The organism is Streptomyces blastmyceticus (assembly GCF_039521185.1).
In the GTDB taxonomy this organism is placed as follows: Bacteria; Actinomycetota; Actinomycetes; order Streptomycetales; family Streptomycetaceae; genus Streptomyces; species Streptomyces blastmyceticus.
Genome location: NZ_BAAABW010000018.1, coordinates 148,055 through 171,959, shown reverse-complemented (window position 1 = coordinate 171,959; position 23,905 = coordinate 148,055). Strand labels below are relative to the sequence as shown.

At 72.2% G+C, this 23,905-nt stretch carries 25 protein-coding genes; 15 read left to right on the top strand and 10 right to left on the bottom strand.

Going from position 1 to position 23,905, the window contains the following annotated elements:
• Positions 1 to 13: 13 nt before the first annotated feature.
• The 7 genes from ABD269_RS17955 to ABD269_RS17925 all read left to right on the top strand — a co-directional run bounded on the left by ABD269_RS17955 (position 14) and on the right by ABD269_RS17925 (position 6,768).
• Entirely contained in the window at positions 14 to 325 is a 312-nt protein-coding gene (locus tag ABD269_RS17955; protein ID WP_116210452.1) for an urease subunit beta, read from the top strand.
• On the top strand, positions 318 to 2,039 hold the full coding sequence (locus ABD269_RS17950; protein ID WP_344118975.1) for an urease subunit alpha: 1,722 nt from the start codon (positions 318 to 320) through the stop codon (positions 2,037 to 2,039). The genes ABD269_RS17955 and ABD269_RS17950 overlap by 8 nt, the downstream gene beginning before the upstream one ends.
• Positions 2,039 to 2,731: an urease accessory protein UreF gene (locus tag ABD269_RS17945; RefSeq protein ID WP_344118973.1), complete on the top strand. Its 693-nt coding sequence runs from the start codon at positions 2,039 to 2,041 to the stop codon at positions 2,729 to 2,731. The genes ABD269_RS17950 and ABD269_RS17945 overlap by 1 nt, the downstream gene beginning before the upstream one ends.
• Before the next feature lie 128 nt (positions 2,732 to 2,859).
• Positions 2,860 to 3,555, top strand: coding sequence for an urease accessory protein UreG (gene ureG / locus ABD269_RS17940; RefSeq protein ID WP_344118971.1), 696 nt, complete (start codon positions 2,860 to 2,862; stop codon positions 3,553 to 3,555).
• Entirely contained in the window at positions 3,552 to 4,349 is a 798-nt protein-coding gene (locus ABD269_RS17935) for an urease accessory protein UreD (protein ID WP_344118969.1), read from the top strand. Before ureG ends, ABD269_RS17935 begins: the two co-directional genes overlap by 4 nt.
• A 174-nt stretch (positions 4,350 to 4,523) precedes the next feature.
• Positions 4,524 to 6,116, top strand: coding sequence for an alpha/beta hydrolase (locus ABD269_RS17930; protein ID WP_344118967.1), 1,593 nt, complete (start codon positions 4,524 to 4,526; stop codon positions 6,114 to 6,116).
• Between the two features lie 259 nt (positions 6,117 to 6,375).
• On the top strand, positions 6,376 to 6,768 hold the full coding sequence (locus ABD269_RS17925) for an SSI family serine proteinase inhibitor (protein ID WP_301889499.1): 393 nt from the start codon (positions 6,376 to 6,378) through the stop codon (positions 6,766 to 6,768).
• A gap of 17 nt (positions 6,769 to 6,785) precedes the next feature.
• Here ABD269_RS17925 and ABD269_RS17920 read toward each other — a convergent pair whose 3' ends face one another.
• The 5 genes from ABD269_RS17920 to ABD269_RS17900 all read right to left on the bottom strand — a co-directional run bounded on the left by ABD269_RS17920 (position 6,786) and on the right by ABD269_RS17900 (position 11,257).
• Entirely contained in the window at positions 6,786 to 6,944 is a 159-nt protein-coding gene (locus ABD269_RS17920) for a hypothetical protein (RefSeq protein WP_344118964.1), read from the bottom strand.
• 104 nt (positions 6,945 to 7,048) lie between these two features.
• The gene (locus ABD269_RS17915) at positions 7,049 to 7,999 is read right to left on the bottom strand and encodes a cytochrome c oxidase assembly protein (protein ID WP_344118962.1); all 951 of its coding nucleotides are present in this window, start codon (positions 7,997 to 7,999) and stop codon (positions 7,049 to 7,051) included.
• Positions 8,000 to 8,104: 105 nt separating this feature from the next.
• Positions 8,105 to 9,130, bottom strand: a complete 1,026-nt coding sequence (locus ABD269_RS17910; protein WP_301889503.1) for a 6-phosphofructokinase — start codon at positions 9,128 to 9,130, stop codon at positions 8,105 to 8,107.
• A gap of 129 nt (positions 9,131 to 9,259) precedes the next feature.
• Positions 9,260 to 9,988, bottom strand: coding sequence for a type 1 glutamine amidotransferase (locus tag ABD269_RS17905; protein ID WP_301889505.1), 729 nt, complete (start codon positions 9,986 to 9,988; stop codon positions 9,260 to 9,262).
• 30 nt (positions 9,989 to 10,018) lie between these two features.
• Entirely contained in the window at positions 10,019 to 11,257 is a 1,239-nt protein-coding gene (locus ABD269_RS17900) for a MurT ligase domain-containing protein (protein ID WP_301889506.1), read from the bottom strand.
• Between the two features lie 166 nt (positions 11,258 to 11,423).
• Between ABD269_RS17900 and def the strand changes: the two genes are divergently transcribed.
• Positions 11,424 to 11,963: a peptide deformylase gene (gene def, locus ABD269_RS17895; RefSeq protein WP_344118956.1), complete on the top strand. Its 540-nt coding sequence runs from the start codon at positions 11,424 to 11,426 to the stop codon at positions 11,961 to 11,963.
• A gap of 124 nt (positions 11,964 to 12,087) precedes the next feature.
• Here the strand turns inward: def and ABD269_RS17890 are convergent, their stop codons facing one another.
• Positions 12,088 to 12,744, bottom strand: coding sequence for a TetR/AcrR family transcriptional regulator (locus tag ABD269_RS17890; protein WP_301889510.1), 657 nt, complete (start codon positions 12,742 to 12,744; stop codon positions 12,088 to 12,090).
• A 162-nt stretch (positions 12,745 to 12,906) separates the two neighbouring features.
• On the opposite strand from ABD269_RS17890, the gene ABD269_RS17885 reads away from it, so the two are divergent.
• Positions 12,907 to 14,124: an acyl-CoA dehydrogenase family protein gene (locus tag ABD269_RS17885; RefSeq protein ID WP_425572915.1), complete on the top strand. Its 1,218-nt coding sequence runs from the start codon at positions 12,907 to 12,909 to the stop codon at positions 14,122 to 14,124.
• 166 nt (positions 14,125 to 14,290) lie between these two features.
• Positions 14,291 to 15,055: a thioesterase II family protein gene (locus ABD269_RS17880; protein ID WP_344118951.1), complete on the top strand. Its 765-nt coding sequence runs from the start codon at positions 14,291 to 14,293 to the stop codon at positions 15,053 to 15,055.
• A gap of 83 nt (positions 15,056 to 15,138) precedes the next feature.
• Here ABD269_RS17880 and ABD269_RS17875 read toward each other — a convergent pair whose 3' ends face one another.
• From ABD269_RS17875 to ABD269_RS17865, 3 genes are all read right to left on the bottom strand, one after another.
• Entirely contained in the window at positions 15,139 to 17,280 is a 2,142-nt protein-coding gene (locus ABD269_RS17875) for a PIG-L family deacetylase (protein WP_344118949.1), read from the bottom strand.
• 290 nt (positions 17,281 to 17,570) lie between these two features.
• Positions 17,571 to 18,257, bottom strand: a complete 687-nt coding sequence (locus ABD269_RS17870) for a response regulator (protein ID WP_344118947.1) — start codon at positions 18,255 to 18,257, stop codon at positions 17,571 to 17,573.
• The gene (locus tag ABD269_RS17865; protein WP_344118945.1) at positions 18,254 to 19,528 is read right to left on the bottom strand and encodes a sensor histidine kinase; all 1,275 of its coding nucleotides are present in this window, start codon (positions 19,526 to 19,528) and stop codon (positions 18,254 to 18,256) included. The genes ABD269_RS17870 and ABD269_RS17865 overlap by 4 nt, the downstream gene beginning before the upstream one ends.
• Before the next feature lie 176 nt (positions 19,529 to 19,704).
• Here ABD269_RS17865 and ABD269_RS17860 point away from each other — a divergent pair, with 176 nt between their 5' ends.
• The 3 genes from ABD269_RS17860 (at position 19,705) to hemC (ending at position 21,520) form a co-directional block, all read left to right on the top strand.
• A complete protein-coding gene (locus ABD269_RS17860) occupies positions 19,705 to 19,920 on the top strand; it encodes a hypothetical protein (RefSeq protein ID WP_344118943.1) in 216 nt (71 codons plus the stop codon).
• Positions 19,921 to 19,953: 33 nt separating this feature from the next.
• Positions 19,954 to 20,391 carry a cupin domain-containing protein gene (locus tag ABD269_RS17855; protein ID WP_344118941.1) on the top strand — a complete coding sequence of 146 codons (438 nt, stop codon included), beginning with the start codon at positions 19,954 to 19,956 and terminating at the stop codon, positions 20,389 to 20,391.
• A gap of 193 nt (positions 20,392 to 20,584) precedes the next feature.
• A complete protein-coding gene (gene hemC / locus ABD269_RS17850; RefSeq protein ID WP_344118939.1) occupies positions 20,585 to 21,520 on the top strand; it encodes a hydroxymethylbilane synthase in 936 nt (311 codons plus the stop codon).
• 34 nt (positions 21,521 to 21,554) lie between these two features.
• On the opposite strand, the gene ABD269_RS17845 is transcribed toward hemC, so the two are convergent.
• Entirely contained in the window at positions 21,555 to 21,872 is a 318-nt protein-coding gene (locus ABD269_RS17845) for an ArsR/SmtB family transcription factor (protein ID WP_344118937.1), read from the bottom strand.
• A gap of 109 nt (positions 21,873 to 21,981) precedes the next feature.
• On the opposite strand from ABD269_RS17845, the gene ABD269_RS17840 reads away from it, so the two are divergent.
• Together ABD269_RS17840 and ABD269_RS17835 are read left to right on the top strand one after the other, a co-directional pair.
• Entirely contained in the window at positions 21,982 to 22,680 is a 699-nt protein-coding gene (locus ABD269_RS17840) for an SDR family oxidoreductase (protein WP_344118935.1), read from the top strand.
• Between the two features lie 51 nt (positions 22,681 to 22,731).
• Positions 22,732 to 23,874, top strand: a complete 1,143-nt coding sequence (locus tag ABD269_RS17835) for an alpha/beta hydrolase family protein (RefSeq protein ID WP_344118933.1) — start codon at positions 22,732 to 22,734, stop codon at positions 23,872 to 23,874.
• Positions 23,875 to 23,905 lie beyond the last annotated feature (31 nt).

Sequence of the window (23,905 nt, the reverse complement as noted above, 5' to 3'; positions counted from 1 at the left end):
GGAAGTGCCCAACGTGATACCCGGAGAGATCCTCCTCGCCGACGCGCCCGTCGCCCTCAACCAGGGGCTCCATCGCACCCGCGTCACCGTGCTCAACGCCGCCGACCGGCCCGTACAGGTCGGCTCGCACTACCACTTCGCCGAGGCCAACCCCGGCCTCGACTTCGACCGCGCCGCCGCCCGCGGCAAGCGGCTCGACATCGCCGCGGGCACCGCCGTGCGCTTCGAGCCCGGCATCCCCGTCGAGGTCGCCCTGGTGCCGATCGGCGGCAAGCGCATCGTCGAGGGGCTGCGCGGCGAGTGCGGAGGGCCGCTGGATGACTGAACTCAGCAGGGCCGCGTACGCCGACCTGTTCGGCCCCACCGCGGGTGACCGCATCCGCCTCGCCGACACCGACCTCCTCGTCGAGATCGAGGAGGACCGCAGCGGCGGCCCCGGCCACGCAGGGGACGAAGCGGTCTTCGGCGGCGGCAAGGTCATCCGCGAGTCCATGGGCCAGTCCCGCGCCACCCGCGCCGACGGCGCCCCCGACACCGTCATCACCGGCGCCGTCGTCCTCGACCACTGGGGCATCGTCAAGGCCGACATCGGCATCCGCGACGGCCGCATCACCGGCATCGGCAAGGCCGGCAACCCCGACACCATGGACGGCGTCCACCCCGATCTCGTCATCGGCCCCGAGACGGAGATCATCGCGGGCAACGGCAAGATCCTCACCGCCGGGGCCGTCGACGCCCACGTCCACTTCATCTGCCCGCAGATCGCCGACGAGGCGCTCGCCTCCGGCGTCACCACGCTCGTCGGCGGCGGCACGGGCCCGGCCGAGGGCAGCAAGGCCACCACCATCACCCCCGGCTCCTGGCACCTCGCCCGGATGTTCGAGGCGATGGAGGGATACCCGCTGAACATCGGCCTCCTCGGCAAGGGCAACACCGTCTCCTACGACTCGATGCGCGCCCAACTGCGCGCCGGAGCCGTCGGATTCAAGATCCACGAGGACTGGGGCGCCACCCCCGCCGTCATCGACGCCTGCCTGTCCGTCTGTGAGGAGAGCGGCGCCCAGCTCGCCATCCACACCGACACGCTCAACGAGGCGGGGTTCGTCGGCGACACTCTCGCCGCGATCGCCGGGCGCACCCTCCACGCGTACCACACGGAGGGCGCGGGCGGCGGGCACGCACCCGACATCATCACCGTCGTCTCCGAGGCCAACGTCCTCCCCAGCTCCACCAACCCCACCCGCCCGCACACCGTCAACACCGTCGACGAACACCTCGACATGCTGATGGTCTGTCACCACCTCAACCCCGCCGTGCCCGAGGACCTCGCCTTCGCCGAGTCCCGGATCCGGCCCGGCACCATCGCCGCCGAGGACGTCCTGCACGACCTGGGCGCCATCTCCATCATCTCCTCCGACTCCCAGGCGATGGGCCGCGTCGGCGAGGTGGTGCTGCGCACCTGGCAGACGGCGCACGTGATGAAGCGGCGGCGCGGCGCCCTGCCGGGCGACGGTGCCGCCGACAACCGGCGGGCCCGGCGCTATGTCGCCAAATACACCATCAACCCGGCCGTCGCGCAGGGCCTCGACCACGAGATCGGCTCCGTCGAGACCGGCAAGCTCGCCGACCTCGTCCTGTGGGAACCCGCGTTCTTCGGCGTCAAGCCGCTGCTCGTCATCAAGGGCGGACAGATCGCGTACGCGCAGATGGGCGACGCGAACGCGTCCATCCCCACACCGCAGCCGATCCTCCCGCGCCCCATGTTCGGCGCCACCGGCCGGGCCCCCGCCGCCAACTCCCTGAACTTCGTCACCCAGTGGGCCCTCGACGACGGGCTCCCCGAGCGGCTCGGGCTCGGCAAGCGCTTCACCCCGATCCGCAGCACTCGCGGCATCACCAAGGCGGACATGCGCAACAACGACGCCCGCCCCCATGTGGAGGTCGACCCCGACACGTTCACGGTCACGGTCGACGGCACGGTGATCGAACCCCAGCCGGTGGCGGAACTGCCCATGGCACAGCGCTACTTCCTCTTCTGATGACGGCGGGGGAGGCGATACCGCCCGCTGCCTCGCGGGCCGCGCTGCTCGTCCTCGCCGACGGACGGTTCCCCGCCGGAGGCCATGCGCACTCCGGCGGGGCCGAGGCCGCCGTCAAGGCCGGCCGGGTCCGGGACGCGGCCACCCTGGAGGCGTTCTGCCGGGGGCGACTGCACACCGCGGGGCTCACCGCGGCCGGGCTCGCCGCCGCGGCGGCCGCGGGCCTCGACCCGCTCGCGCTCGACGAGGCCGCCGACGCCCGGACCCCCTCACCCGCCCTGCGCGCCGCCGCGCGCCGGCTCGGACGGCAGCTGACCCGCGCCGTACGGGCCACGTGGCCCTCGCCCGAACTGGACGCCCTCGCGGCGGCCCGCCCGCGCGGCGCCCACCAGCCCGTCGTCCTCGGACTGGCCGCCCGCACCGCCGGGCTCACCCCGCTGGACGCCGCGTACGCCGCCGTCTACGAGTCGGTCAGCGGTCCCGCGACGGCGGTCGTACGCCTGCTCAGCCTCGATCCGTTCGACGCGACGGGTGTCCTCGCGCGGCTGACACCGGAGCTGGACGCGGTCGCGGCACGCGCGGCCGACGCGGCGCGCGGGGGCGTGGACGCCCTGCCTGCTTGTTCCGCGCCCTTGCTCGACATCACGGCGGAGGTGCATGCGGCGTGGCCTGTGCGGCTGTTCGCGACGTAGGGGGACTTTTCCCCAATCCCGCCCCTTCCCGAAACTGGGGGCTCCGCCCCAGACCCCCGGGGTGCGCATATTCAGCCCGTCCGGCAAAGCCGACCCACACGACGACCACTGACATCCCGGGAGGGAAAATGCACCTCGACCACCCCGACGCCTACCCCCACCGCCACACCTACAGCGCCGCCCACCCGCTCCGCGGCGACGGCTCGCGCCGCGCCCTGCGCATAGGGCTCGGCGGACCTGTCGGTTCCGGTAAGACCGCGACCGTCGCCGCGCTCTGCCGCGAGCTGCGCGACCGGCTTTCCATCGCCGTCGTCACCAACGACATCTACACCCGCGAGGACGCCGAATTCCTGCTCCGCAACGCCGTGCTGCCGCCCGAGCGCATCACGGCCGTCGAGACCGGAGCCTGCCCGCACACCGCGATCCGGGACGACATCTCCGCCAACCTCGAAGCCGTCGAGGATCTTGAGGAGGCGGTCGGGCCGCTGGATCTGATCCTCGTCGAGTCCGGCGGCGACAACCTCACCGCCACCTTCTCCAAGGGGCTCGTCGACGCGCAGATCTTCGTCATCGACGTCGCGGGCGGCGACGACATCCCGCGCAAGGGCGGCCCCGGTGTCACCACCGCCGACCTGCTCGTCGTCAACAAGACCGACCTCGCCCCCTATGTCGGCGCCGACCTGGAGGGCATGGCCCGCGACGCGAAGGCTCAGCGCGGCGACCTCCCCGTCGCGTTCACCTCGCTCGCCACCGAGGGCGGCGTCGGGCCCGTCGCCGACTGGGTGCGCGCGCAGCTCGCCGCCTGGACCGCCGGCCCCCGATGACCACCGCACCCGCACGGCCCGAGCCCGCGTCGGGGATCCGCGCCACCGCCCGGATCGTCGCCGCCCCCGACGGCAGGGGCGGCACGGCCCTGCCCGTCCTCGACGGCGCCGGCCCGTTCGCGCTGCGCAGGCTGCGGGCGTACGGGCCCGGGGCGCGGGTCGCCCTCGTCGGCGCGATGAGCGCGCCCCTCGGCGGCGACCGGCTCACCCTCACCGCCGAGGTCGAGGACGGCGCCGCCCTGCGCTTCTCCACCACGGCGGCGACCATCGCGCTGCCCGGCCGTACGGGCGCACCGGCCACGTACGACACCCGGATCCGGGTCGGCGACGGGGCCACGCTGCACTGGCTGCCCGAGCCGCTGATCTCCGCGCGGGGCAGCGACCTGCGGAGCACCACCCGCGTCGAACTCGCGCCGACCGCGCGGCTGGTGCTCCGCGAGGAGCAGATCCTCGGCCGCGCGGGTGAGCCGCCCGGCCGGCTGAGCGCCCGGCTGACGGTCCACCGCGACGGCCGCCCGCTCTTCGACCAGGAGCTCTGCTATGGACCCGGGGCGCCCGGCTGGGACGGCGGCGCGGTGCTGGGCGGGCACCGGGCCGTGGGTCAACTCCTCGTCGTCGACCCGGCCTTCGAGGACGCCCCGGTGGCACCGCGCGTGCTCGGGGCGACGGCCGTCCTCGCGCCGCTCGCCGGTCCGGCCGCCGTGGTGAGCGCCGTCGCCCCGGACGGCCTCCAGCTCAGAAAAGCACTGGAATCAGGCGACTTGACGGCAGATGGAGCCATCCAGGCGATTTGAGGCGCCGAGGGGCGAACGTCGCCACATGTGGCATCTTTTGTGTCTTCATTCTTACGGATTAGTAAAGAAACCCCTGCACAACCTGTCCTTTATGGCATGGGAGACGGAAGGATCCGAGCAGCAGTATTGCGATCATCACCGCGCCAAGCGGCGCATCAGCAGGGGGATTCCTACGTGAGACCTACATCAATACTCGGCGCGGCCGGCACTGCGGTGACCGGCGCGCTGGTGGCCGGGTTCCTGACCGCCCCGGCCGCCAGCGCGGGCGAGCCCGTGCCGGGCGGCGCCGCCGAGGCGCACGGTGTGCAGGTCGCCGCCGCGAAGGCGGCGAAGACGGGCATCAAGTGGCAGGACTGTCCTGCCGATTGGGCCCTGGAGAAGCCGATCGAGTGCGGTTTCGTCACGGTTCCCGTGGACTACCGCAAGCCCAACGGCCGCACCATCAAGATCGCCGTGGACCGCGCCCGCTCCACCGGCAGCGCCGCCGAGCGCCAGGGCTCACTGGTCTACAACCCGGGCGGCCCCGGCGGCTCCGGCATGCGGTTCCCCAAGCGGATCACGACCAAGAGCCCGCTGTGGACCAAGACCGCCAAGGCGTACGACTTCGTCGGCTTCGACCCGCGCGGTGTGGGCCACTCCGCCCCGATCTCCTGCATCGACCCGCAGAATTTCGTGGCGGCCCCCAAGGCCGACCCGGTGCCCTCCAACGAGGCCGACAAGCTCGCCCAGCGCAAGCTCGCCCGCCAGTACGCGGACGGCTGCGCCGAGCGCAGCGGTGACCTCCTCCCGTACCTCACGACGGCGAACACCGCCCGTGACGTCGACGTCGTGCGCGCCGCCCTCGGCGAGAAGAAGCTCAACTACCTGGGCGTCTCCTACGGCACCTACCTCGGCGCCGTCTACGGCACGCTCTTCCCGGACCACGTCCGCCGCCTGATCGTCGACAGCGTCGTCAACCCGGCGCAGGAGAACATCTGGTACCAGGCCAACCTGGAGCAGGATGTCGCCTTCGAGGGCCGCTTCAAGGACTGGGAGGCGTGGGTCGCCCAGCACGACTCCGTCTTCCACCTCGGCACCACCCAGGCCAAGGTCCAGCAGGGCTGGGAGAAGATCCGGGCCACCGCCAAGAAGAGCCCCATCGGCGGTGTCGTCGGCCCGGCCGAGCTCATCAACTTCTTCCAGAGCGCCGCGTACTACGACTCCTCGTGGGTCCCGGTCGCCGACGCCTGGAGCAAGTATGTCGCCGGTGACAGCAAGCCGCTGGTCGCCGCGGCCGGCCCGGACCTGGCCGACAAGGCGGGCAACATCGCCAAGGAGAACGGCAACGCCGTCTACACCGCGGTGGAGTGCGCCGACGCCAAGTGGCCCACCAGCTGGAAGAAGTGGGACCGCGACAACACCCGCGTCGCCAAGAAGGCCCCCTTCATGACGTGGGCCAACGCCTGGATGAACCTGCCCTGCGCCACCTGGAAGGGCCCCCAGGGCACGCCCGTCGAGGTCGCCACCCACAAGGGTCTGCCGCAGACGCTCATCGTCCAGAGCACGCGTGACGCCGCCACCCCGTACGCGGGCGCGGTCGAGCTCCACAAGCGCTTCAAGGGCTCGCGCCTGATCACGGAGCAGGGCGCCGGTTCCCACGGCGTCACGGGGCTCGTCAACCCCTGCATCAACTCACGCGTCGACGCCTACCTCCTCGAGGGCAAGGCCGACGCCAAGGACGTGACGTGCGCCCCGCACGCCATTCCGGAGCCCACGACGGGGAAGTGACCCCGGGCTCACGCCTCTCGCAGCACACCTTGCCCCGGTCCTCCGCGGACCGGGGCAAGGCCGTTCCCGGGGCCGGAAGCCGCCCGCGACGGCGCTATCCTCTGTCGCGGCGGAGGGGATTCCGTGCGGCACCGCGGCACGGCCGGGTGGGTGACGGTGTGCCGCCGGTCGGACGACCGTCCGGTGCGGTCGCTTGCGTCGCGGCTCCCGCGCGCGATGAGCTTGCTCCGGGCACCCCCGCGCCCCAGGAGGCACCGAAATGTCCGTACGTACCGCCGCCACGGCAGCCGCGGCGAGCGCCGCCGCCCTGCTCGCCCTCGCCGCGCCCCCCGCGGCCGCCGGCGAATCCGAACACGGACGGCTCTTCCTGACCGTGTCCGGTGCCCAGAACACCTGGACCCGCGGGCTCCAGCTCACCTGCCCGGAGGCGGGCGGGCACCACCCGCACGGGCCGGAGGCCTGCGCGGCGCTGCGCCGGGCACAGGGGGAGCCGGGCGAGGTGGCCGGTGAGAACCACCTCTGCACGCGGGAGTACGACCCGGTCACCGCGACGGCCGAAGGCGACTGGAACGGGCGCCCGATCGTCTGGCACAAGACGTACCCCAACGCGTGCGCCCTCGATGTGGCGACGGGCCCCGTCTTCCGCTTCTGACCGGGCCGCCCGCCCCCTCACGTTCTCCTGGCCGCCGACGCCCCTATCGTCAGCAGCCCCAGCAACACCCATGTGAACCACAGCCAGCCGTCGCTGCCGATCGTCACCGTGTACGCGGTCACGACGACGAGCGTGCCCACCGTCAGCCCCGCCATCGCCTTCGTCGATCCGGGCATGCCCGTACCTCCTCACGGCGGCCCGGATGCGTGGAAGAACGGAAAAGGGCCGCGGCCAGGAGACCATCGTCTCCCGGCCGCGGCCCCTGCCGCTACGGCTGTGCCTACTGCCCGCGGCTCTGGAGCGACGCCAGGTACGCGTTGTAGGCCGTCAGCTCCTTGTCGCCGTCGCGGTCCGCGGCCCGGTCGAAGCGCCGGGCCTGCCGCTGCTCCGAGCGGTACCACTGGAGGACGAGGGCCAGCAGCACCACGACCGAGGGGATCTCGCTGAACGCCCAGGCGATGCCGCCGCCGGCCTGCTGGTCCTCCAGCGGGTCGATGCCCAGCGACGCCGGGGGGTGCATGTACGTGCCGATCATCGGCTCCGACGCCATCATCAGCGCGATGCCGAAGAACGCGTGGAACGGCATGCCCGCGAACAGCTCCAGCATCCGCATCACATAGCCCGGCCGGTGCGGCCCCGGGTCCACGCCCATGATCGGCCAGAAGAACACCAGGCCGACCGCGAGGAAGTGCACCATCATCGCGATGTGCCCGGTCTTCGACTCCATCAGGAAGTCGAAGAGCGGGGTGAAGTAGAGCGCGTAGAGGCTCGCGATGAACAGCGGGATCGTGAACGCCGGGTGCGTGATGATCCGCATGTAGCGGCTGTGCAGCAGCGACACCAGCAGCTCGCGGGGCCCCTTGCGGCCCCGCCCGGCCGTGGGCAGCGCCCGCAGCGTCAGCGTCACCGGCGCGCCGAGCAGCAGCAGGATCGGCGAGAGCATGCTGATCACCATGTGCTGCACCATGTGCACGCTGAACATGACCATGCCGTAGTCGTTCAGCTTGGTGCACATCACCAGCGCCACCGTCAGCACGCCGGCCACGAACGCCACGATCCGGCCCACCGGCCAGGCGTCGCCCCGCCGTCGCAGCCGGACCACGCCCCAGCCGTACAGTCCCAGCGCCAGCAGGCAGCCGATCAAGAAGAAGGGTTCGCTGCTGTACTGCAACCCCCGTCCCAGCGTGAACGGCGGCATGTCCATCATCATGCCGTGCCCGCTGTGATCCATCCGCTCTCTCCCATTTCGCACCAATGCGCCTCGTCAAGACTAGAGGCGCTCCCGGCCGGAGCTCCGGGCGGGGGCGCGCTTTGCGACGGTGGCCGCCGGGAGCGGCTAGAGCACGCACTCCACTTCCGCGTACCGCTCGTGCGGCACCGTCTTGAGCCGTTCGACCGCTTCCGCCAGCGGCACCAGCGTGATGTCCGTGCCGCGCAGCGCCGTCATCATCCCGAACGCCCGCTGGTGCGCGGCCTCCACCGCGTGCCAGCCGAACCGCGTCGCGAGCACCCGGTCGTACGCCGTGGGCGTACCGCCGCGCTGCACATGGCCGAGTATCACCGGGCGGGCCTCCTTGCCCAGGCGCCGCTCCAGCTCACCGGCGAGCTGCCGGGCCACGCCCGCGAAGCGCTCGTGGCCGTAGACGTCCGTGGCGCCGATCTCGAAGGCCATCGAGCCCTCGCGCGGCTTGGCGCCCTCGGCGACCACCACGATCGCGAAGCGCTTGCCGTCCTCGAAGCGGCGGCCGACGACCTCGGTTAGCTCGTCGATGTCGAAGGGCCGCTCCGGTACGACGATGGCGTGCGCGCCCGCGGCCATGCCCGAGTGCAGGGCGATCCACCCCGTGTGGCGGCCCATGACCTCGACGATCAGCACGCGCTGGTGCGACTCGGCGGTCGTCTTCAGCCGGTCCAGGGCGTCCGTGGCGACGCCCACGGCCGTGTCGAAGCCGAAGGTCACATCGGTCGAGGCGATGTCGTTGTCGATGGTCTTCGGGACGCCCACGACGGGCAGCCCGGCGTCCGACAGCAGCCGCGCCGCCTTGAGCGTGCCCTCGCCGCCGATCGGGATGACGACGTCGAGACCGAGGTCGGCGACGTGGCCCTTGGCCCGCTCGACCCCGTCCCGCAGCTGCGCGGGCTGCACCCGCGACGAGCCCAGGAGCGTGCCGCCGGTGGCGAGGATGCCCGCCACGGAGTCCAGGTCGAGCTTGCGGTAGTCGGCCTCCAGCAGCCCCCGCCAGCCGTCGTGGAAACCGATGACCTCGTCGCCGTGGTCGACCACGGCGCGGTGCACGACGGACCTGATGACGGCGTTCAGACCGGGGCAGTCGCCACCGGAGGTGAGTACACCAATGCGCATGACAGCGAACCTTCACAACAGGGGCCGGAGACCGGACCCCGTCGTCCGGCTGGATCCCCGCCACCCTACAAGCGGTGGGTGGCGGGGAACACAACCGTCCGTCATACGGGCCGGACGGCCCGTGCCGCGCTACGCGGGCTGGGTCGCCGCCGCGATCCGCTCGTCGCGCAGCGCCTCGTACCAGCGGTCGTCGACCGGCGGCAGGGCGTTGACGTCCAGCGCCAGCTTGATCAGCATGTCCGCGATGTGCGGGTTGCGGGCCATGACCGGACCGTGCATGTACGTACCGAAGACGGTGTCGTTGTACGCGCCCTCGGTGCCGTCGCCCGTGCCGTTGCCCCTGCCGACCCGGGTCCGCGCGAAGGGACGCGCGTTGCGGCCGACATGGGTGATGCCCTGGTGGTTCTCGAAGCCGGTCAGCGGGGGCAGGCCCAGCCGCTCGTCGATGTCGGCCAGTACGTCACCGACGCACCGGTCGCCGTCGCCACGGGTGCTCACGACGTCCAGCAGCCCCAGGCCCTGCTCGCGCTGGCCCAGGTCGTTGATGAACTCGTGGCCCAGGATCTGGTAGCCGGCGCACACCGAGAAGACGATCGCGCCGTTGGCCACGGCCCGGTTCAGGCCGCCGTCACGGCGCAGCCGCTCGGCCGCCAGCCGCTGCGGACGGTCCTCGCCGCCGCCGATCAGGTAGATGTCGCCCGAGGTCGGGATGGGCTGGTCGGAGCGGATGTCCACCCGCTGGACGTCCAGGCGGCGCTGGCGCGCGCGCCGCTCCAGGACCAGGGCGTTGCCCTGGTCGCCGTAGGTGCTGAGCAGGTCGGGGTAGACCCACACCACACGCAGACTGTTCTGGCTCATGCTCACAATCCTTCAGTGCTTGTGGGGTCTTCAGTTGCCGACGCGACGGCGCACGTCCTGGAACGCCGTGTAGTTCGCGATCAGCTCGATCCTGCCGGGCGGCGCGGACTGCACGGCCTCGTCGACGGTCTCGCAGACCCGGAAGTCCAGGCCCGCGACCTCGAGCCGCACCGCGAGGTCGAGCTTGCGGTCGCCGATCACGAAGATCGGGTGCCCGGCGAGGCGGGTGTAGTCGACGTCCCACAGCCACGAGGTGTCGGTGCCGTCCGCGCCGCGCGCGTTCACGCCGAGGATCACCGGGGCCGGCGGTCCGTCGATGAGGGAGAAGGTCTCCAGCCAGCCGGCCGGGTTCTTCGCCAGCAGCAGCCGGACGTCACGGCCCAGGAACGACACCACGTCGAACCGGCCCGCGACCGCCTGCACCTGGTACATCCGCTCCAGCGCGACCTGCGGCGGCACCCCGAAGGTGGCCGCGACGGCCGCCGACGTGGTGGCGTTCGCCTTGTTGGCCCGGCCCGGCAGCTGGAGGTGGATCGGCCACGCGCTGCCGTGCGGGTCGAGGACGTAGTCACCCGACAGCGCCCAGCTCGGCGTCGGCCGGCGGAAACCGCACTCGCCGCAGAACCAGTCGTCGCCGGGGCGCTGCATCACGCCACCGCACGACGGGCACGACCAGGCGTCGTCCTTCCACTCCTGGCCGGCCGCCACCCACACCACGTTCGGCGAGGAGGAGGCGGCCCATACGATCAGCGGGTCGTCGGCGTTCGCGATCACCACGGCCTTCGTGCCCGCCAGCCCCTCGCGCCACTTCTCGGCGAGCATGCGCGTCTCCGCGGCCCGGTCGAGCTGGTCGCGCGAGAGGTTCAGCAGCGCTATGGCCTTGGGCGAGACATCCCGGGCGACTCCCGCCAGGTACTTCTCGTCCACCTCGATCACGCCGTAGCGCGCGTCCGAGCCGCCCGCGAGGGCGGAGGTGATGCCTGCCGGCATGTTCGCGCCCAGCGCGTTGGAGACCACCGGGCCGCTGGCCCGCAGCGCCTCGGCGATCAGCCGGGTCGTGGTCGTCTTGCCGTTGGTGGCGGACACCAGGACCACGTCCAGGTGGGTCGCCAGCCGGGCCAGCAGATCGGGGTCGAGCTTGAGCGCGACCTTGCCGCCGATCACCGATCCGCTGCCGCGGCCCGCGGCTCGCGACACTGCCGCAGCAGCCTTGCCCGCCGTCACGGCCAGCTTGGCCCGCGGCGACAGCGGCCCCGTGTTGCCTGCCATCGTCCTAGATCCTCCTTGCATCCGGCGCCGCTGCCTGTCCCTGGTCCGCCGGTGGAACGCCCCCTCCGCGCCGAATCGCCAGCCAGGAGGCTTCGGTCGGGGCTCAGCCTATCGAGATCCGGCCGCGGGCCCGAACCCAGAGCCCCTGGAACGTACGCTTGACCCCATGCGAACAGGCTCGATTCCCGGCAGTACAGGACAGGTGCGGCCCATGCGGCTGCTCGGCGACCGGGGTCTCGGCGCACCGTGCGAGGAGGTCACGGACTTCGGTCCCGACCTCGCGAAACTTGTCGAGGACATGTTCGCCACGATGTACGCGGCCGAGGGCGTGGGCCTGGCCGCCAACCAGATCGGCGTCCCGCTGCGGGTCTTCGTCTACGACTGCCCGGACGACGAGGACCGCCGTCACCTCGGGCACCTCGTCAACCCCCGGCTGGTGGTGGCCGACGGCGTCACGGTCCGCGGGCCCGAGGGCTGTCTGTCCGTGCCCGGCATCGAGGCGGGCACCCCGCGCTTCGACCACGCCGAGGTGGAGGGGTTCACCGCGGACGGGGCACCGGTCCACGCGCGCGGCACCGGGTTCTTCGCCCGGTGCCTCCAGCACGAGTGCGACCACCTCGACGGCGGCCTCTACCTCGACCACCTCACCGGCCTGCGCCGCTACCGGGCACTGCGGGCTGCCCGGAGGGCGCCTTGGGCGGCCTGAGCGGGGCGTTGTTTTCCGGGTGCGGGTCCGTTTCCTCCCCCAGCTACCGCTGGGAGGTGCCCCCACGGGCTCAACCTGGCCGATGTGGATGCCAGATCAAGCCCGTCCATGGGCTGAGCCCCGGTCAGAACCCCGGCCCGCCCTCCAGGTCGCCCGCCGCCGCGAGCCGGCCCCACAGCAGATCCGCGAGGTGGCGCACCAGGTGCGCCCGAGGGAACGGCCGTTCGCGCAGCCACCAGTCACCCGCCGCGTGCATCATGCCGACGATGCCGTGCCCCCACGCGCGCGCCAGCTCGTCGCTGCCCGGCCCGAGGTCGACGCGCTCGGCTATCACCTGGGCCAGCTCCTCGCCGAGCCGGCGCAGCAGCGGGGCGGAGTGCCGGCCCACGTCGAAGCCCTGCTCGCCCTGGTCGGAGGGGTGGCCCTCGTCGGCGGGGTGCATCAGGAAGCGGTAGACCTGCGGCCGTGCCTCTATGGCCGCGAGGTAGGTGTCGAGCGTCGCCTCGACGCGCTCGCGCCGGGTGGCCGCCGGGGCGTCGAGCGCGGCGCGCAGCCCCGCGAGCAGCGCGTCCGTGTGCCGTACGGCCAGGGCGCGGTAGAGGCCGCCCTTGTCGCCGAAGTGCCGGTAGAGGATGGGCTTGGTGATGCCCGCCTCGGCCGCGATGGCGTTCATCGACGCCCCCGGTCCGTCCCGCAGCACCACCCGGTCCGCGGCCTCCAGCAGTTCTCTGCGCCGTCGCTCCGCGGCCCGCTGCTGATCGTCCCGCTGACTGGTTTCCATAGGACCTGCCTCCCCGCCCCTGTGTTCCGGTAACGCCTGCGCAACGTAACACCAAGCCCACTCAGCGAATCCGGGAGGCCGGGCAGTTGACACCTCTACTCGCGGGTAACATACTCATGTTACCGCGAGTAATGACGAGTTGGAGGGGTCGTGACGCAGTTCATGATGGAGCTCGACGAGGACCAGCGGGGCATTCGTGACTGGATCCATGGCTTCGCGGTCGACGTGATGCGCCCGGCCGCCGCGGAGTGGGACGAGCGCGAGGAGTTCCCCTGGCCGGTCGTCCAGGAGGCGGCCAAGATCGGGCTCTATTCCCTCGACTTCTACGCCCAGCAGTTCTTCGACCCCACCGGCCTCGGCGTGCCCATGACCCTGGAGGAGCTCTTCTGGGGCGACGCCGGCCTCGGGCTCGCCATCGCGGGCACCGGCCTCGCCGCGATCGGCGTGCTCACCAACGGCACCGAGGAGCAGGTGGGCACCTGGGTGCCACAGATGTACGGCGACGCGGCCGATGTGAAGGTGGCCGCCTTCTGCTCCTCCGAGCCCGACGCCGGCTCGGACGTCTCGGCCATGCGCACCCGCGCCGTCTACGACGAGGCCAAGGACGAATGGGTGATCAACGGCACCAAGACCTGGGCGACCAACGGCGGCATCGCCAATGTCCACGTCGTCGTCGCCGTGGTCGACCCGGAGCTGGGCTCGCGCGGCCACGCCTCCTTCATCGTCCCGCCGGGCACCCCCGGGCTCTCCCAGGGCCAGAAGTTCAAGAAGCACGGCATCCGCGCCTCCCACACCGCCGAGGTCGTCCTCGACGGCGTCCGCATTCCCGGTCACTGCCTGCTCGGTGGCAAGGAGAAGCTGGACGAGCGGCTGGCCCGGGCGCGCGAGCGGGCGGCGGGGGAGCGCGGCGCGGGTTCGCCGAACGCCGCGATGGCCACCTTCGAGGCGTCCCGCCCGGCGGTCGGCGCCCAGGCGGTCGGCATCGCCCGCGCCGCGTACGAGGTGGCGCTCGAATACGCCAAGACGCGCGTTCAGTTCGGCCGCCCCATCATCGACAACCAGGGCATCGCCTTCCAGTTGGCCGACATGCGCACCCGGGTGGACGCCGCCCGCCTCCTGGTCTGGCGCGCGTCCTGGATGGCCACCGCGGGCAGGCCCTTCACGGCGGCGGAGGGGTCGATGTCGAAGCTCTTCGCGGGCGAGACGGCGAAGACCGTGACGGCCCAGGCGATGCAGATCCTCGGCGGCAACGGCTACACCCGGGAGTATCCGGTGGAGCGCATGCACCGGGATGCCGCCATTTACACGATATTCGAGGGCACGAGCGAGATTCAGCGCCTGGTCATCGCGCGGACGATCTCGGGCATGCCGATCCGCTGAGCGCGAGGCCGTCGGAACAGCGAACAGGGCGTCACGGCCCCATAAAGTGGCGAAGTGACGGTGTGCGGCGGGGCCCCGGCAAGGGCCCTGCCGCACACGGCTGTTCGTCACTTTTGATCAAGTGTGTTCCGTATGCCGATTTTTCGTTGGAAGGAACGACCGACCCGTGATCGACAACACCGAGGACAACGGCCTGTGGGTCCGCAGGTTCCACCCGCGCCCGGACGCCGCCGCCCGGCTGGTCTGCCTGCCGCACGCCGGTGGCTCGGCGAGCTTCTACTTCCCCGTGTCGCAGGCCATGCCGGACTCCGTCGACGTGCTGTGCCTGCAGTACCCCGGCCGCCAGGACCGCCGCGCGGAGCCGCTCATAGACAACATCCCCGACCTCGCCGACCGGGTGTTCGCCGCGCTGCTGCCGTGGGCCGACCGGCCGCTGGCGCTGTTCGGGCACAGCATGGGCGCCACGCTGGCCTTCGAGGTCGCCCGCCGTTTCGAGCGGGAGAAGGGCATCGTCCTCGCCGGGCTCTTCGCCTCCGCCCGCCGCGCACCGTCCAGGCGCCGGCACGAGACCGTGCACCAGCAGGACGACAACGGCGTGATCGCCGAGCTGAAGAAGCTGAGCGGCACCGACTCGGAGCTCCTCGGCGACGACGAGATCCTGCGCATGGTCCTCCCGGCGATCCGTGCCGACTACCACGCCGCGGAGACCTACACCTACGAGCCGGGCGAGCCGCTGCGCTGCCCGGTGACCGCGATGACCGGGGACGACGACCCCAAGGTGACCCTGGAGGAGGCCCGGGCGTGGGCCGGGCACACCGAGGGCCCGTTCGACTTCCATGTCTTCCCGGGCGGCCACTTCTACCTGGCCTCGCACCAGAAGGCGGTCAACACCCTGATGGCCGACCGGCTGCGGGCCCACCAGGGCGCCTAGCCGCACCTGCCGCCGCCCTTCGCCCGCGATGCGGGGAAGGGCGGCGGTCCCGCCTCATGGGGCGGTGAACTCCCCTGTGGGGACTACGACTCCAGGTCCGCCTGGGCCGTGCCGTCGTGCGACAGCCAGTCCGTGAACCCGGACTTCCCCGAGCCCGTGTGCCGGGCGCTGCTGAGCCTGCCGTCCATGCCGAGGACGACGGCGACCGTGCGGCCCTTGGCGTCCTGGACCATCCCGGCCGTGCCACGGTGCGGAACGCCTTCGTCCAGCCAGGGGCCCGGGCGCCCCGAACCGGCCGACAGCCGGACGAGGCCCTTGCCGTCGCGCGCGGCGAGCACGGTCACGGTCCCCGCCTGGGCGAGCGCGACGCGGCCGTAGCCGCTGATCGTCGGGCACTCCGTGGCGACCTTCCAGCCCGCGCTGTCCGTCAGCCGGTCGGCGACGACGATGCGGGAGGTGTCCGGCATGCGCACGGCCATGCGCATGCCCCCGCCGGAGAGGGGGGCCAGGGTCAGCGGGCCGGTCGTGGCGGGGAGCCGGGTCGGCCCGGCCTCCTGCAGCGGCCCGCCGGGGCCCTGGGACACCCAGTGGTGGACGGTCTTGGTGTCGGCGGCGACGAGGTGGATCCGGCCCTCGTTGTCGAGCGCGGCGTCCAGACCGTCCTGGAGCTTCGTCCGCGGATCGGCGGCGGGCAGCGGGGCCCAGCCCGTCCAGCCCTTGCCGCCGGCGCCGCTGCGGAAGCTGATGCCGCCGTCCCAGTTGCGTACGAAGACGTGCGCCGTGCCGTCCTTGGCCACGACCGCGACCGGGTAGCCCACCTCCATCGAGCGACCGGGGTCGTCCTCGGGGGAGTCGAGGGACTGCCAGGGGCCGAACGCCGGGGCGCCGCCGGGGCCCGTGCCCCTCTGGAGGGCGGTGGTGACCTCGCGCCGGTGGGGTCCGCCCTTCACGGGCAGCACGGTGCGTATGGAGAACAGCTGGAGCATGCCGTCCTCGTGCCGCACCGCCTGTATCTGGCCCTCCAGCATGGTGCCGCCGACCGCGACGGGCGCGGACCAGATGCCGCTGCCCGCCTTGCGCTCGGTCCAGCACTGGGCGGCGCCGTCGAGGACGGAGAAGGCCGCGAGCCGGCCGTCGGGCAGCGGTTGCACCCAGCGCATCGTGCCCGGGGCGCGATGGCGGCAATTGCTCGACCAGCCGTGGTACTTGGTGCCGGACAGGTCGCCGACCTTGCGGTCGCCGCAGCCCGCGGCGTCCCCGCAGTTCTTGCCGTTGTCGGCCCAGCCGTAGACGTCCAGGAAGGTGACCTTGCGGTCGGTGGTGGCCTTGTCGAGGTTGCTGCGCAGCACGTCGACCTCGTAGCCGACGTAGCTCTCGACGGCGGTGGGCCGGGAGTGCTTGCGGCCCCAGTACTCCGCGAGGGCGGCCTGGGCGAAGAAGGCGGAGCTGGTGTGGTCCTGGTGGTCGTGGCTGTAGATGCCGTCCAGGACCGCCGGGGTGTTGCGGTACTCCGGCTGCTTCGCCAGGTGGGCCGGGTTCGGGTCGAGGGTGCGCACCACGGTCGGCTGATAGCGCTCGAAGACGGCGGCGAGCGTGTCGATCAGCTGCTGGCGCCCGTACTGGAAGGTGCGGGTGACCGGGGTCCCCGTCGGCGTGAGCGTGGTGAGCCGGGGCGTCGCCCCGAGCCACAGGCCGCGCAGGCTGTCCTTGTGCGGGTAGCGCAGCGACCGCGCCTCGATCAGCTCCACGAAGATCAACTGGACGTGGGGTGCGGCGCGCAGCGTCTGGAGCTCGACCTCGAAGCCGGGCAGGAGACGCAGGGTCTCCACATCCCAGGGGCTGAGGGAGTTGCCGGTGGCCATCTGGGCCGTGGCCGCGCGGAAGCCGTTGATCCGGGCACGGACGAACTCCGGCCGCTTCTGCGGCATGCGCCCGTAACCGCGGGCCTGGGAGAGGGCGTTGCGGCCGTCCGACTCGCCGCCGGTCAGGCATACGGTCACGGCGGGCGCGCCGCTGAGTATGGACTGCTCCAGCTCCGGGTTCATGAAGTAGAGCGAGTCGTCGGGGTGGGCGATCACATGGACGAACGACGCGGACGTCGACGCCTTCGCGGCACTCACCGGGGCGCCGTCGGTGCCGGTCTTCTTCACCTCGGGGGCGAGCCACTGCCAGGCGCCCACGGCACCCGCTCCGACGACAAGGCCCCCGCCGGCTACCTGCAGCACACGGCGACGCGGTATGTGCCCTGGCACAGGTGTCCCCCTACTCTCCTGCGCCAAGAGCGCGTAATCGTCAAACGGTCAAACAAGGCGGGGGCCAGAACTGATCACCCCCTGATCGTGAGTTCGATCCTATGACCCGGCACCTGCCGTTTCCCTGCTGTTTTGTAACAGCCGGCCGTCGACCGGATGTAGGTTCCCAGGCGGTTGGGCAACACGACCCCATGGACGCAAGGCCGCGCGCGGATCGGGGGCCGATGCGCGAAACCGCCGGACGCGGGGGCGCCGCGAGCACCTCAGGCCGGGCCGGGCCGGTCCGCATCATGGGCGAGCAGGGCGATCTGGACCCGGTTGTTGAGATCGAGCTTCGTCAGGATGCGGGAGACATGCGTCTTGACCGTCGCCACGCTCATATACAGCGCGGCCGCGATCTCCGCGTTGGACTGCCCGCGCCCGACGGCGGCCGCGACCTCCCGCTCCCGCTCGTTCAGCCCGGCCAGCCGGGCCCGCGCCCGGCTGCCATGGGAGTCCTTCGGCTCCCCGTCCGTCACCCGGGCGATCAGCTGACGCGTCACGGTGGGGGAGAGGACGGGCGAGCCCGCCGCCACCCGGCGCACCGCCTCCACGATCTGCGCGGGCGGGGTGTCCTTGAGGACGAACCCGGCGGCCCCGGCCCGCAGGGCGCGCAACACCTGCTCGTCCGCGTTGAACGTGGTCAGCACGATGACCTCCGGCGCGTGCTCCCGGGCGCGCAGCTGCTCGGTCGCCGCCAGCCCGTCCATCGACGGCATCCGGATGTCCATCAGCACCACATCGGGCGTGAGCCGCTCGACGAGGGCGGCCACCTCGGTGCCGTCGGCCGCCTCTCCCACGATCACGATGTCGGCCAGACCGCCCAGCATGAACGACAGCCCGGCCCGGACGAGCGGGTCGTCGTCGACGAGCAGGACACGGATCGGCTGGGGCGTCGGAGCGGCGGTCATACCGGCCACGGTAGCCAGCCGCGGACCCGGAACCCGCCGTCGGGTGCGGGCCCGTGCTCCAGCCGCCCGCCGGCCAGCGTGGCGCGCTCGGTGAGACCTATGAGCCCCTGCCCGGATCCGGGCACCGACGTGCCCCCCGAAGCCCCGGCCGGATTGGTGACCAGAACGGTGAGCCCCTCCTCCGGCGAACCCCCGACGACCACGCCCACCTCCGCGCCCGGGGCGTGCTTACGGGCGTTGGTCAGCGCTTCCTGGACTATCCGGTAGGCCGTGCGACCGGTGGCCGCGGGCACCAGCAGTGGATCGATCACCCGCTGGTCGAGACGGACCGCCATGCCCGCCTGCCGGGACTCATCCAGCAGCTCCTCCAGCGCCGCGAGGGTGGGCTGCGGCCGGTCGGCACCGGGCCCGGACCCGGCGCCGGGCACGCCCTCGGAGCCGGCGCCACCCTCGGGGGCACGCAGCACCCCGATCACCTCGCGTAGGTCCTGCAACGCCTGGTGCGCGCTCGCGCGGATCACCCCGGTGGCACGCGCCATCTCGGCGGGAGGCGCGTCCGGCCGGTATTCCAGGGCGCCCGCGTGCACGCACAGCAGCGACAGCCGGTGGGCCAGCACATCGTGCATCTCCCGCGCGATGCTCTCCCGCGCGAGGCGCTGGGCCCGCTCGGCCCGCAGCTCGGCCTCGGCCTCCGCGCGCACCGCGCGCTCGCGCAGCGACAGCACCAGCTGCCGCCGGGACCGCACGAACATGCCCCAGCCGATCATGGTGAGGACCAACAGCGCCCCGATCGCGGACGCCCCCATGAACCCCAGGCCGGGATCGGGCCGGATCACGGCCTGGATCGGCTGGCTGATCATCGCCAGCCCGCCCGCGACGGCCACCGCGCGGAACGGGCGGTGCACCGCCACGGTGAACGCGGCCACCAGCATCGCCCCCGCCGCGCACGGCGACACGGCACTGACCGCCGCCAGCGCCACGGCCAGCTCGGTCGGCCACCGGCGCCGCAGCCACAGCGCCGCGCAGGCCGCGGCCCCCGCGATCTGATCGGCGAGAAGGGCCCAGTCCGGCACCGCGGCCGCCTGCGCGTCGTCCGCCGCGAGCAGTCCGACGAAAGCGGCGAAGGCCAGGCAGACGATGTCGACCGCCCAGTCGCGCGCGGTCCGCCGCGCCCCGCCGCCACCGGCGCGGGGCTCCATGACGGCGGACGGCAGCAGCCACGGATAGGCCGCGTCCGGCTGGGGCATGTCCTGAGCTCGCTCGCCTTTCATGACCACAAATCTACTGACGGGCCGAGCGCCCCGGGAGCGCCGGAGAGCGGCCCGCGACCAAAGTCGCACGACCGGAGACTTTGGTCGGCGAAGGCCCGGTGACCTCGCTATTTCCGACCGTGGGCCGGCATCTTCCGGGCGATGTCCGGCCGCCGGGCCCGCGGGACGATCGTGGCATGAAGAAGCTGCTGGAGGGCATCGGCGTCATCCTCCTCATGGGAGGCATCACCACCGTCGTCCATGAATTCACGGGGTTCTTCCGGCTCTGGGGCGTCGTGCGCCATATCGGATTCCTCAAGGGGCACGAGATATACGCGGGCATGGTGCTCGCGGTGCTGGGCATGGTCCTGCTGATCGCCCCGGACGCGTTGAAGGGCAAGTCCGGACAGTGAGGCGCGGCGGGGCGCGCGCGAGAAAGGATGAACATGGCGGACATCTCCGGGCTCGTCACGGCCCTCGGCCTCCAACCGCACGTCGAGGGCGGGTGGTTCCGCGAGACGTGGCGGACCACGGCCGAAGCCGTCCCCGACGGATACGGCGGCCCGAGGGCGTACGCGACGGGCATCTACTACCTGCTGCACCCCGGCGAGACTTCCCGCTGGCATCGGGTGCGATCGGACGAGCTCTGGCTGTGGCACACGGGCGGGCCGCTGCGGATACGGCTGGGAGGGGAGGGGAAGACCCCGAGCGAGGCGGACGCCGTCGAGGCGGTGCTGGGGGTCGCGGTCGAGCGGGGCGAGCAGCCGCAGTTCCTGGTCCCCGGAGGGTGCTGGCAGTCGGCGGAACCGGCGGGCGACGAACCGGTGCTGGTCACATGCGTGGTGGCCCCGGGCTTCGACTTCCAGGACTTCGAGGAGATCTAGAGATCTAGGAGGGGCCGGGTCGGCGGGCGCATGGTGGTGCTGCCGCGGTCCATCCGGCCCGACGGTCACCAGGCCCCGCGCGGACGACTCCCTCGCACACCTGCCCGAGTCGACCAAACTCCTTGCCACACCAGTCAGATGGGCGTCAAGACTGGGCGTCGATGTGCACCTCCGACGGTCTATCGTGGGCGACATGTCCGCCCCTGAACTGATCCGCATCGTCTCCCGCGACTCACCCATGGCCCTGGCCCAGGTGGAGCGCGTCCGTGCCGAGCTGGCCGCGCTCCACCCCGGCATCCGCACCCACGTCGTCCCCGTCAGAACGACCGGCGACAAATGGATGGGCGACCTCTCCCAGGTCGAGGGGAAGGGGGCGTTCACCAAGGAGGTCGATGCCGCCCTCCTCGCCGGTGAGGCCGACCTCGCGGTGCACTGCGTCAAGGACATCCCCGCCGACCGCCCGCTCCCCGCGGGCACGACCTTCGCCGCCTTCCTCAAGCGCGACGACATCCGCGACGCGCTCGTCCACCCCGGCGGGCTCACCCTCGACGAGCTGCCCCCGGGCACCCGCATCGGCACCTCCTCCGTGCGCCGCACCGCCCAACTCGCCGCCTCCCACCCGCACCTCGACTGCGTACCGATGCGCGGCAACGCCAACAGGCGGCTGGAGAAGCTCGCCGCGGGCGACGCCGACGCCCTGCTGCTCGCCGTCTCCGGTCTGGAGCGCATCGGCCGCCTCGACGTGGTCGCCGAGATCCTGTCCGTCGACACGATGTGTCCGCCGATCGGCGCGGGCATCCTGGCCCTCCAGTGCCGCGAGGGCGACACCCCGGTCATCGACACGGTCAGTGGCCTGGGCGACCCCGCCACCCACCGCGAGGCCACCGCGGAACGGATGTTCCTCCACGTCCTCCAGGGCCACTGCAACAGCCCCATCGCCGGCTACGCCCGTGCCGAGCGCAGCGGCGAATTGTCGCTGCGGGCGCGCGTGTTCACCCCGGACGGCAAGACGGTCCTCAACGCCCACGAATGGGCAGGGCCCCTCGACCCCGCCACCCTGGGCACGTCGGTGGCCGTCGCCCTCCTGCGTCAGGGCGCGCGCGAGCTGATCGACAGCATCGCCCACTGAACCACCGCTCGCGACGCGCCCCGGACCCCGGCCCTCATGCCCGCCGGGCGGGGGCGGTCGCCGCGAGAACCGCCGTGAGCAGCCCGGGGAAGCGCGTGTCCAGGTCCTCCCGGCGCAGCGAGACGGCCTTGGCCCGGCCCACCTTGTGCTCCCGGGTGATCCCCGACTCCCGCAGCACCCGCCAGTGATGCGTGGCCGTGGCCTTGGTGATCTCCAGCGGCAGGCTGCCGCAGGTGCGCTCGCCGGGCGAGGCGTCCAGCTCGCGCACGATGCCCAGGCGTACGGGGTTGCCGAGGGCCGCCAGCACGTCCTCGATGAGCAGCTGGTCGCGGTCGGGGTGGTAGGCGCTCATGCACGTGATTGTACGAGACATCTCGTACTGACCGATTTGCCCGACCCTTCCGTTCGATTATACGGTTTATTTCGTACCGTCGTACCGAGACCTGCCCGGAAGGCACCCCATGAATCCCGTCGCCATCGTCACCGCCGCCGCTTCCGGGATAGGTCGCGGCATGGCGTCCGAACTGGCCGAGGCCGGGCACCGGCTCGCCCTCCTCGACATCGACGAAGGCGTCCACGACCTCGCCCGCGACCTCGGCGCCATGGCGATGACCGGCTCGCTCACCGCGCCCGCCGACCTCGCGCGCCTCGTCGACGGCACCCTGGAGCGCTACGGCCGGATCGACGCGGTGGTCAACGGCGCGGGGCACGCGAGGAACGACGACCTGCTCGACGTCACCGACGAGGACTGGCACGCCGGGCTCGACATGCTGCTGCTCGGCGTCGTACGGATGGCCAGGCTCGTCACCCCGCACATGGAGCGGGCCGGGGGAGGCGCGTTCGTCAACCTCTCCTCGTACACCGCCTTCGAGCCGCTCGGGATGATCCCCGTCAACTCCAGCCTGCGCGCGGCCCTCACATCGTTCACCAAGCTGTACGCCGACCGCTACGCGGCCAAGGGCATCCGCATGAACAGCATCATGCCCGGCTACGTCGACAGCTGGCCCGAACAGCCCGAGTTCCTCGCCCGCATCCCCGCCGGCCGCTACGCGACGGTCGCGGAGATCGGCAAGCTCGCGGCCTTCCTGGTCTCCGACGCGGCCGCGTACATCAACGGCGAATCCATCCGCATCGACGGCGGCGCCGCCCGCTCGCTCTGAGCGGGGGACCGGCCCGACGGGCCTGCGACCGAGGTCCGTACCGTGTCGATCATGTTGAGAAGAGCATCGCTTCCGCACCGGAAGACATCACGGCGGTCCTTCGTGGCCGCCGCGCTCCTGCTGGCCTTCGCCGCGCCCGCCGCACCGGCCGTCGCGGCGGACTCCCCGGGCCGGTCCGCCGTCGAGACGCCCGCGCCGACGACGCGGCAACCGCTCGGCACGAAGACCCTGCACCTCGTCGACACTTCACGCCCAGACCCCTGGAAACCCTCCGCGGGCCACCGCGAACTCATGGTCTCGCTCTGGTATCCGGCCCTGCCGTCCCGGGCCGGCAGGGCGCCCTACATGTCGGCCGCGCTGTCGAAGGCGATGCTGGGCAGCGATGTGCTGAGCGGTGTACGCACCCATGCCGTCGCCGGTGCGCGCCCCGCGCCCGTGGCCCGTCCGCTCGTCGTCCTGTCGCCGGGCTTCCAGATGAGCCGCCTGACCCTCACCGCACTGGGCGAGGACCTCGCCTCCCGCGGCTACGCGGTCGCCGCGCTCGACCACACCTACGAGGCGCCGGTGGAATTCCCCGGCGGCCGCATCGAACCCTGCCTGATCTGCGAGAAGCCGGACCTCGACGCCGTTGTGCGGAACCGGGCCCAGGACATCCGGTTCCTGCTCGACCGGCTCACCGGCCCCGGCAGTGAACTGCGCGTCGACCGGCACCGGATCGCCGTCGTGGGGCACTCCATCGGCGGCGCGAGCGCCGTCGAGACGATGCGCGAGGACCCGCGGGTGGACGCGGCGGTCAACCTCGACGGCGACTTCTTCCTCGATCCGCCCGCCAAGGGCCTGAACCGGCCGGTCCTGCTGCTGGGCGCCCAGCGGGGCCGGGACACCGAGGACTCCCGGGGCGACTGGGAGCGGAACTGGTCCCACCTGACGGGCTGGAAGCGCTGGCTCGACGTGCCCGACGGCGGACACATGACCTTCACCGACGTCCCCTGGATCGTGGACCGCTTCGGGCGGCCCGCCCAGATCCCGCCGGAGCAGGTCCCGGGCCAGTTCGGCACCCTGGGCGGCGCCCGCGCGACCGCGCTCACCAGGGCGTACGTGGCCGCCTTCCTCGACCGGCAGTTGCGCGGCCGGCCGAGCCCGCTGCTCGACCGGCCGTCCACGGCGTATCCGGAGGTGACCATCCTCAAGTAGCGGACGGGCAAGGGGTGGTGGATGTCCGGTA

Bases quoted from the DNA above. Each gene is read 5' to 3' on its own strand.
- ABD269_RS17950 (WP_344118975.1), top strand. From the start codon at position 318: ATGACTGAACTCAGCAGGGCCGCGTACGCCGACCTGTTCGGCCCCACC.
- ABD269_RS17945 (WP_344118973.1), top strand. From the start codon at position 2,039: ATGACGGCGGGGGAGGCGATACCGCCCGCTGCCTCGCGGGCCGCGCTG.
- ureG (WP_344118971.1), top strand. From the start codon at position 2,860: ATGCACCTCGACCACCCCGACGCCTACCCCCACCGCCACACCTACAGC.
- ABD269_RS17935 (WP_344118969.1), top strand. From the start codon at position 3,552: ATGACCACCGCACCCGCACGGCCCGAGCCCGCGTCGGGGATCCGCGCC.
- ABD269_RS17925 (WP_301889499.1), top strand. From the start codon at position 6,376: ATGTCCGTACGTACCGCCGCCACGGCAGCCGCGGCGAGCGCCGCCGCC.
- ABD269_RS17920 (WP_344118964.1), bottom strand. From the start codon at position 6,944: ATGCCCGGATCGACGAAGGCGATGGCGGGGCTGACGGTGGGCACGCTC.
- ABD269_RS17915 (WP_344118962.1), bottom strand. From the start codon at position 7,999: ATGGATCACAGCGGGCACGGCATGATGATGGACATGCCGCCGTTCACG.
- ABD269_RS17910 (WP_301889503.1), bottom strand. From the start codon at position 9,130: ATGCGCATTGGTGTACTCACCTCCGGTGGCGACTGCCCCGGTCTGAAC.
- ABD269_RS17905 (WP_301889505.1), bottom strand. From the start codon at position 9,988: ATGAGCCAGAACAGTCTGCGTGTGGTGTGGGTCTACCCCGACCTGCTC.
- ABD269_RS17900 (WP_301889506.1), bottom strand. From the start codon at position 11,257: ATGGCAGGCAACACGGGGCCGCTGTCGCCGCGGGCCAAGCTGGCCGTG.
- def (WP_344118956.1), top strand. From the start codon at position 11,424: ATGCGAACAGGCTCGATTCCCGGCAGTACAGGACAGGTGCGGCCCATG.
- ABD269_RS17890 (WP_301889510.1), bottom strand. From the start codon at position 12,744: ATGGAAACCAGTCAGCGGGACGATCAGCAGCGGGCCGCGGAGCGACGG.
- ABD269_RS17885 (WP_425572915.1), top strand. From the start codon at position 12,907: ATGATGGAGCTCGACGAGGACCAGCGGGGCATTCGTGACTGGATCCAT.
- ABD269_RS17870 (WP_344118947.1), bottom strand. From the start codon at position 18,257: ATGACCGCCGCTCCGACGCCCCAGCCGATCCGTGTCCTGCTCGTCGAC.
- ABD269_RS17865 (WP_344118945.1), bottom strand. From the start codon at position 19,528: ATGAAAGGCGAGCGAGCTCAGGACATGCCCCAGCCGGACGCGGCCTAT.
- ABD269_RS17860 (WP_344118943.1), top strand. From the start codon at position 19,705: ATGAAGAAGCTGCTGGAGGGCATCGGCGTCATCCTCCTCATGGGAGGC.
- ABD269_RS17855 (WP_344118941.1), top strand. From the start codon at position 19,954: ATGGCGGACATCTCCGGGCTCGTCACGGCCCTCGGCCTCCAACCGCAC.
- hemC (WP_344118939.1), top strand. From the start codon at position 20,585: ATGTCCGCCCCTGAACTGATCCGCATCGTCTCCCGCGACTCACCCATG.
- ABD269_RS17845 (WP_344118937.1), bottom strand. From the start codon at position 21,872: ATGAGCGCCTACCACCCCGACCGCGACCAGCTGCTCATCGAGGACGTG.
- ABD269_RS17840 (WP_344118935.1), top strand. From the start codon at position 21,982: ATGAATCCCGTCGCCATCGTCACCGCCGCCGCTTCCGGGATAGGTCGC.
- ABD269_RS17835 (WP_344118933.1), top strand. From the start codon at position 22,732: ATGTTGAGAAGAGCATCGCTTCCGCACCGGAAGACATCACGGCGGTCC.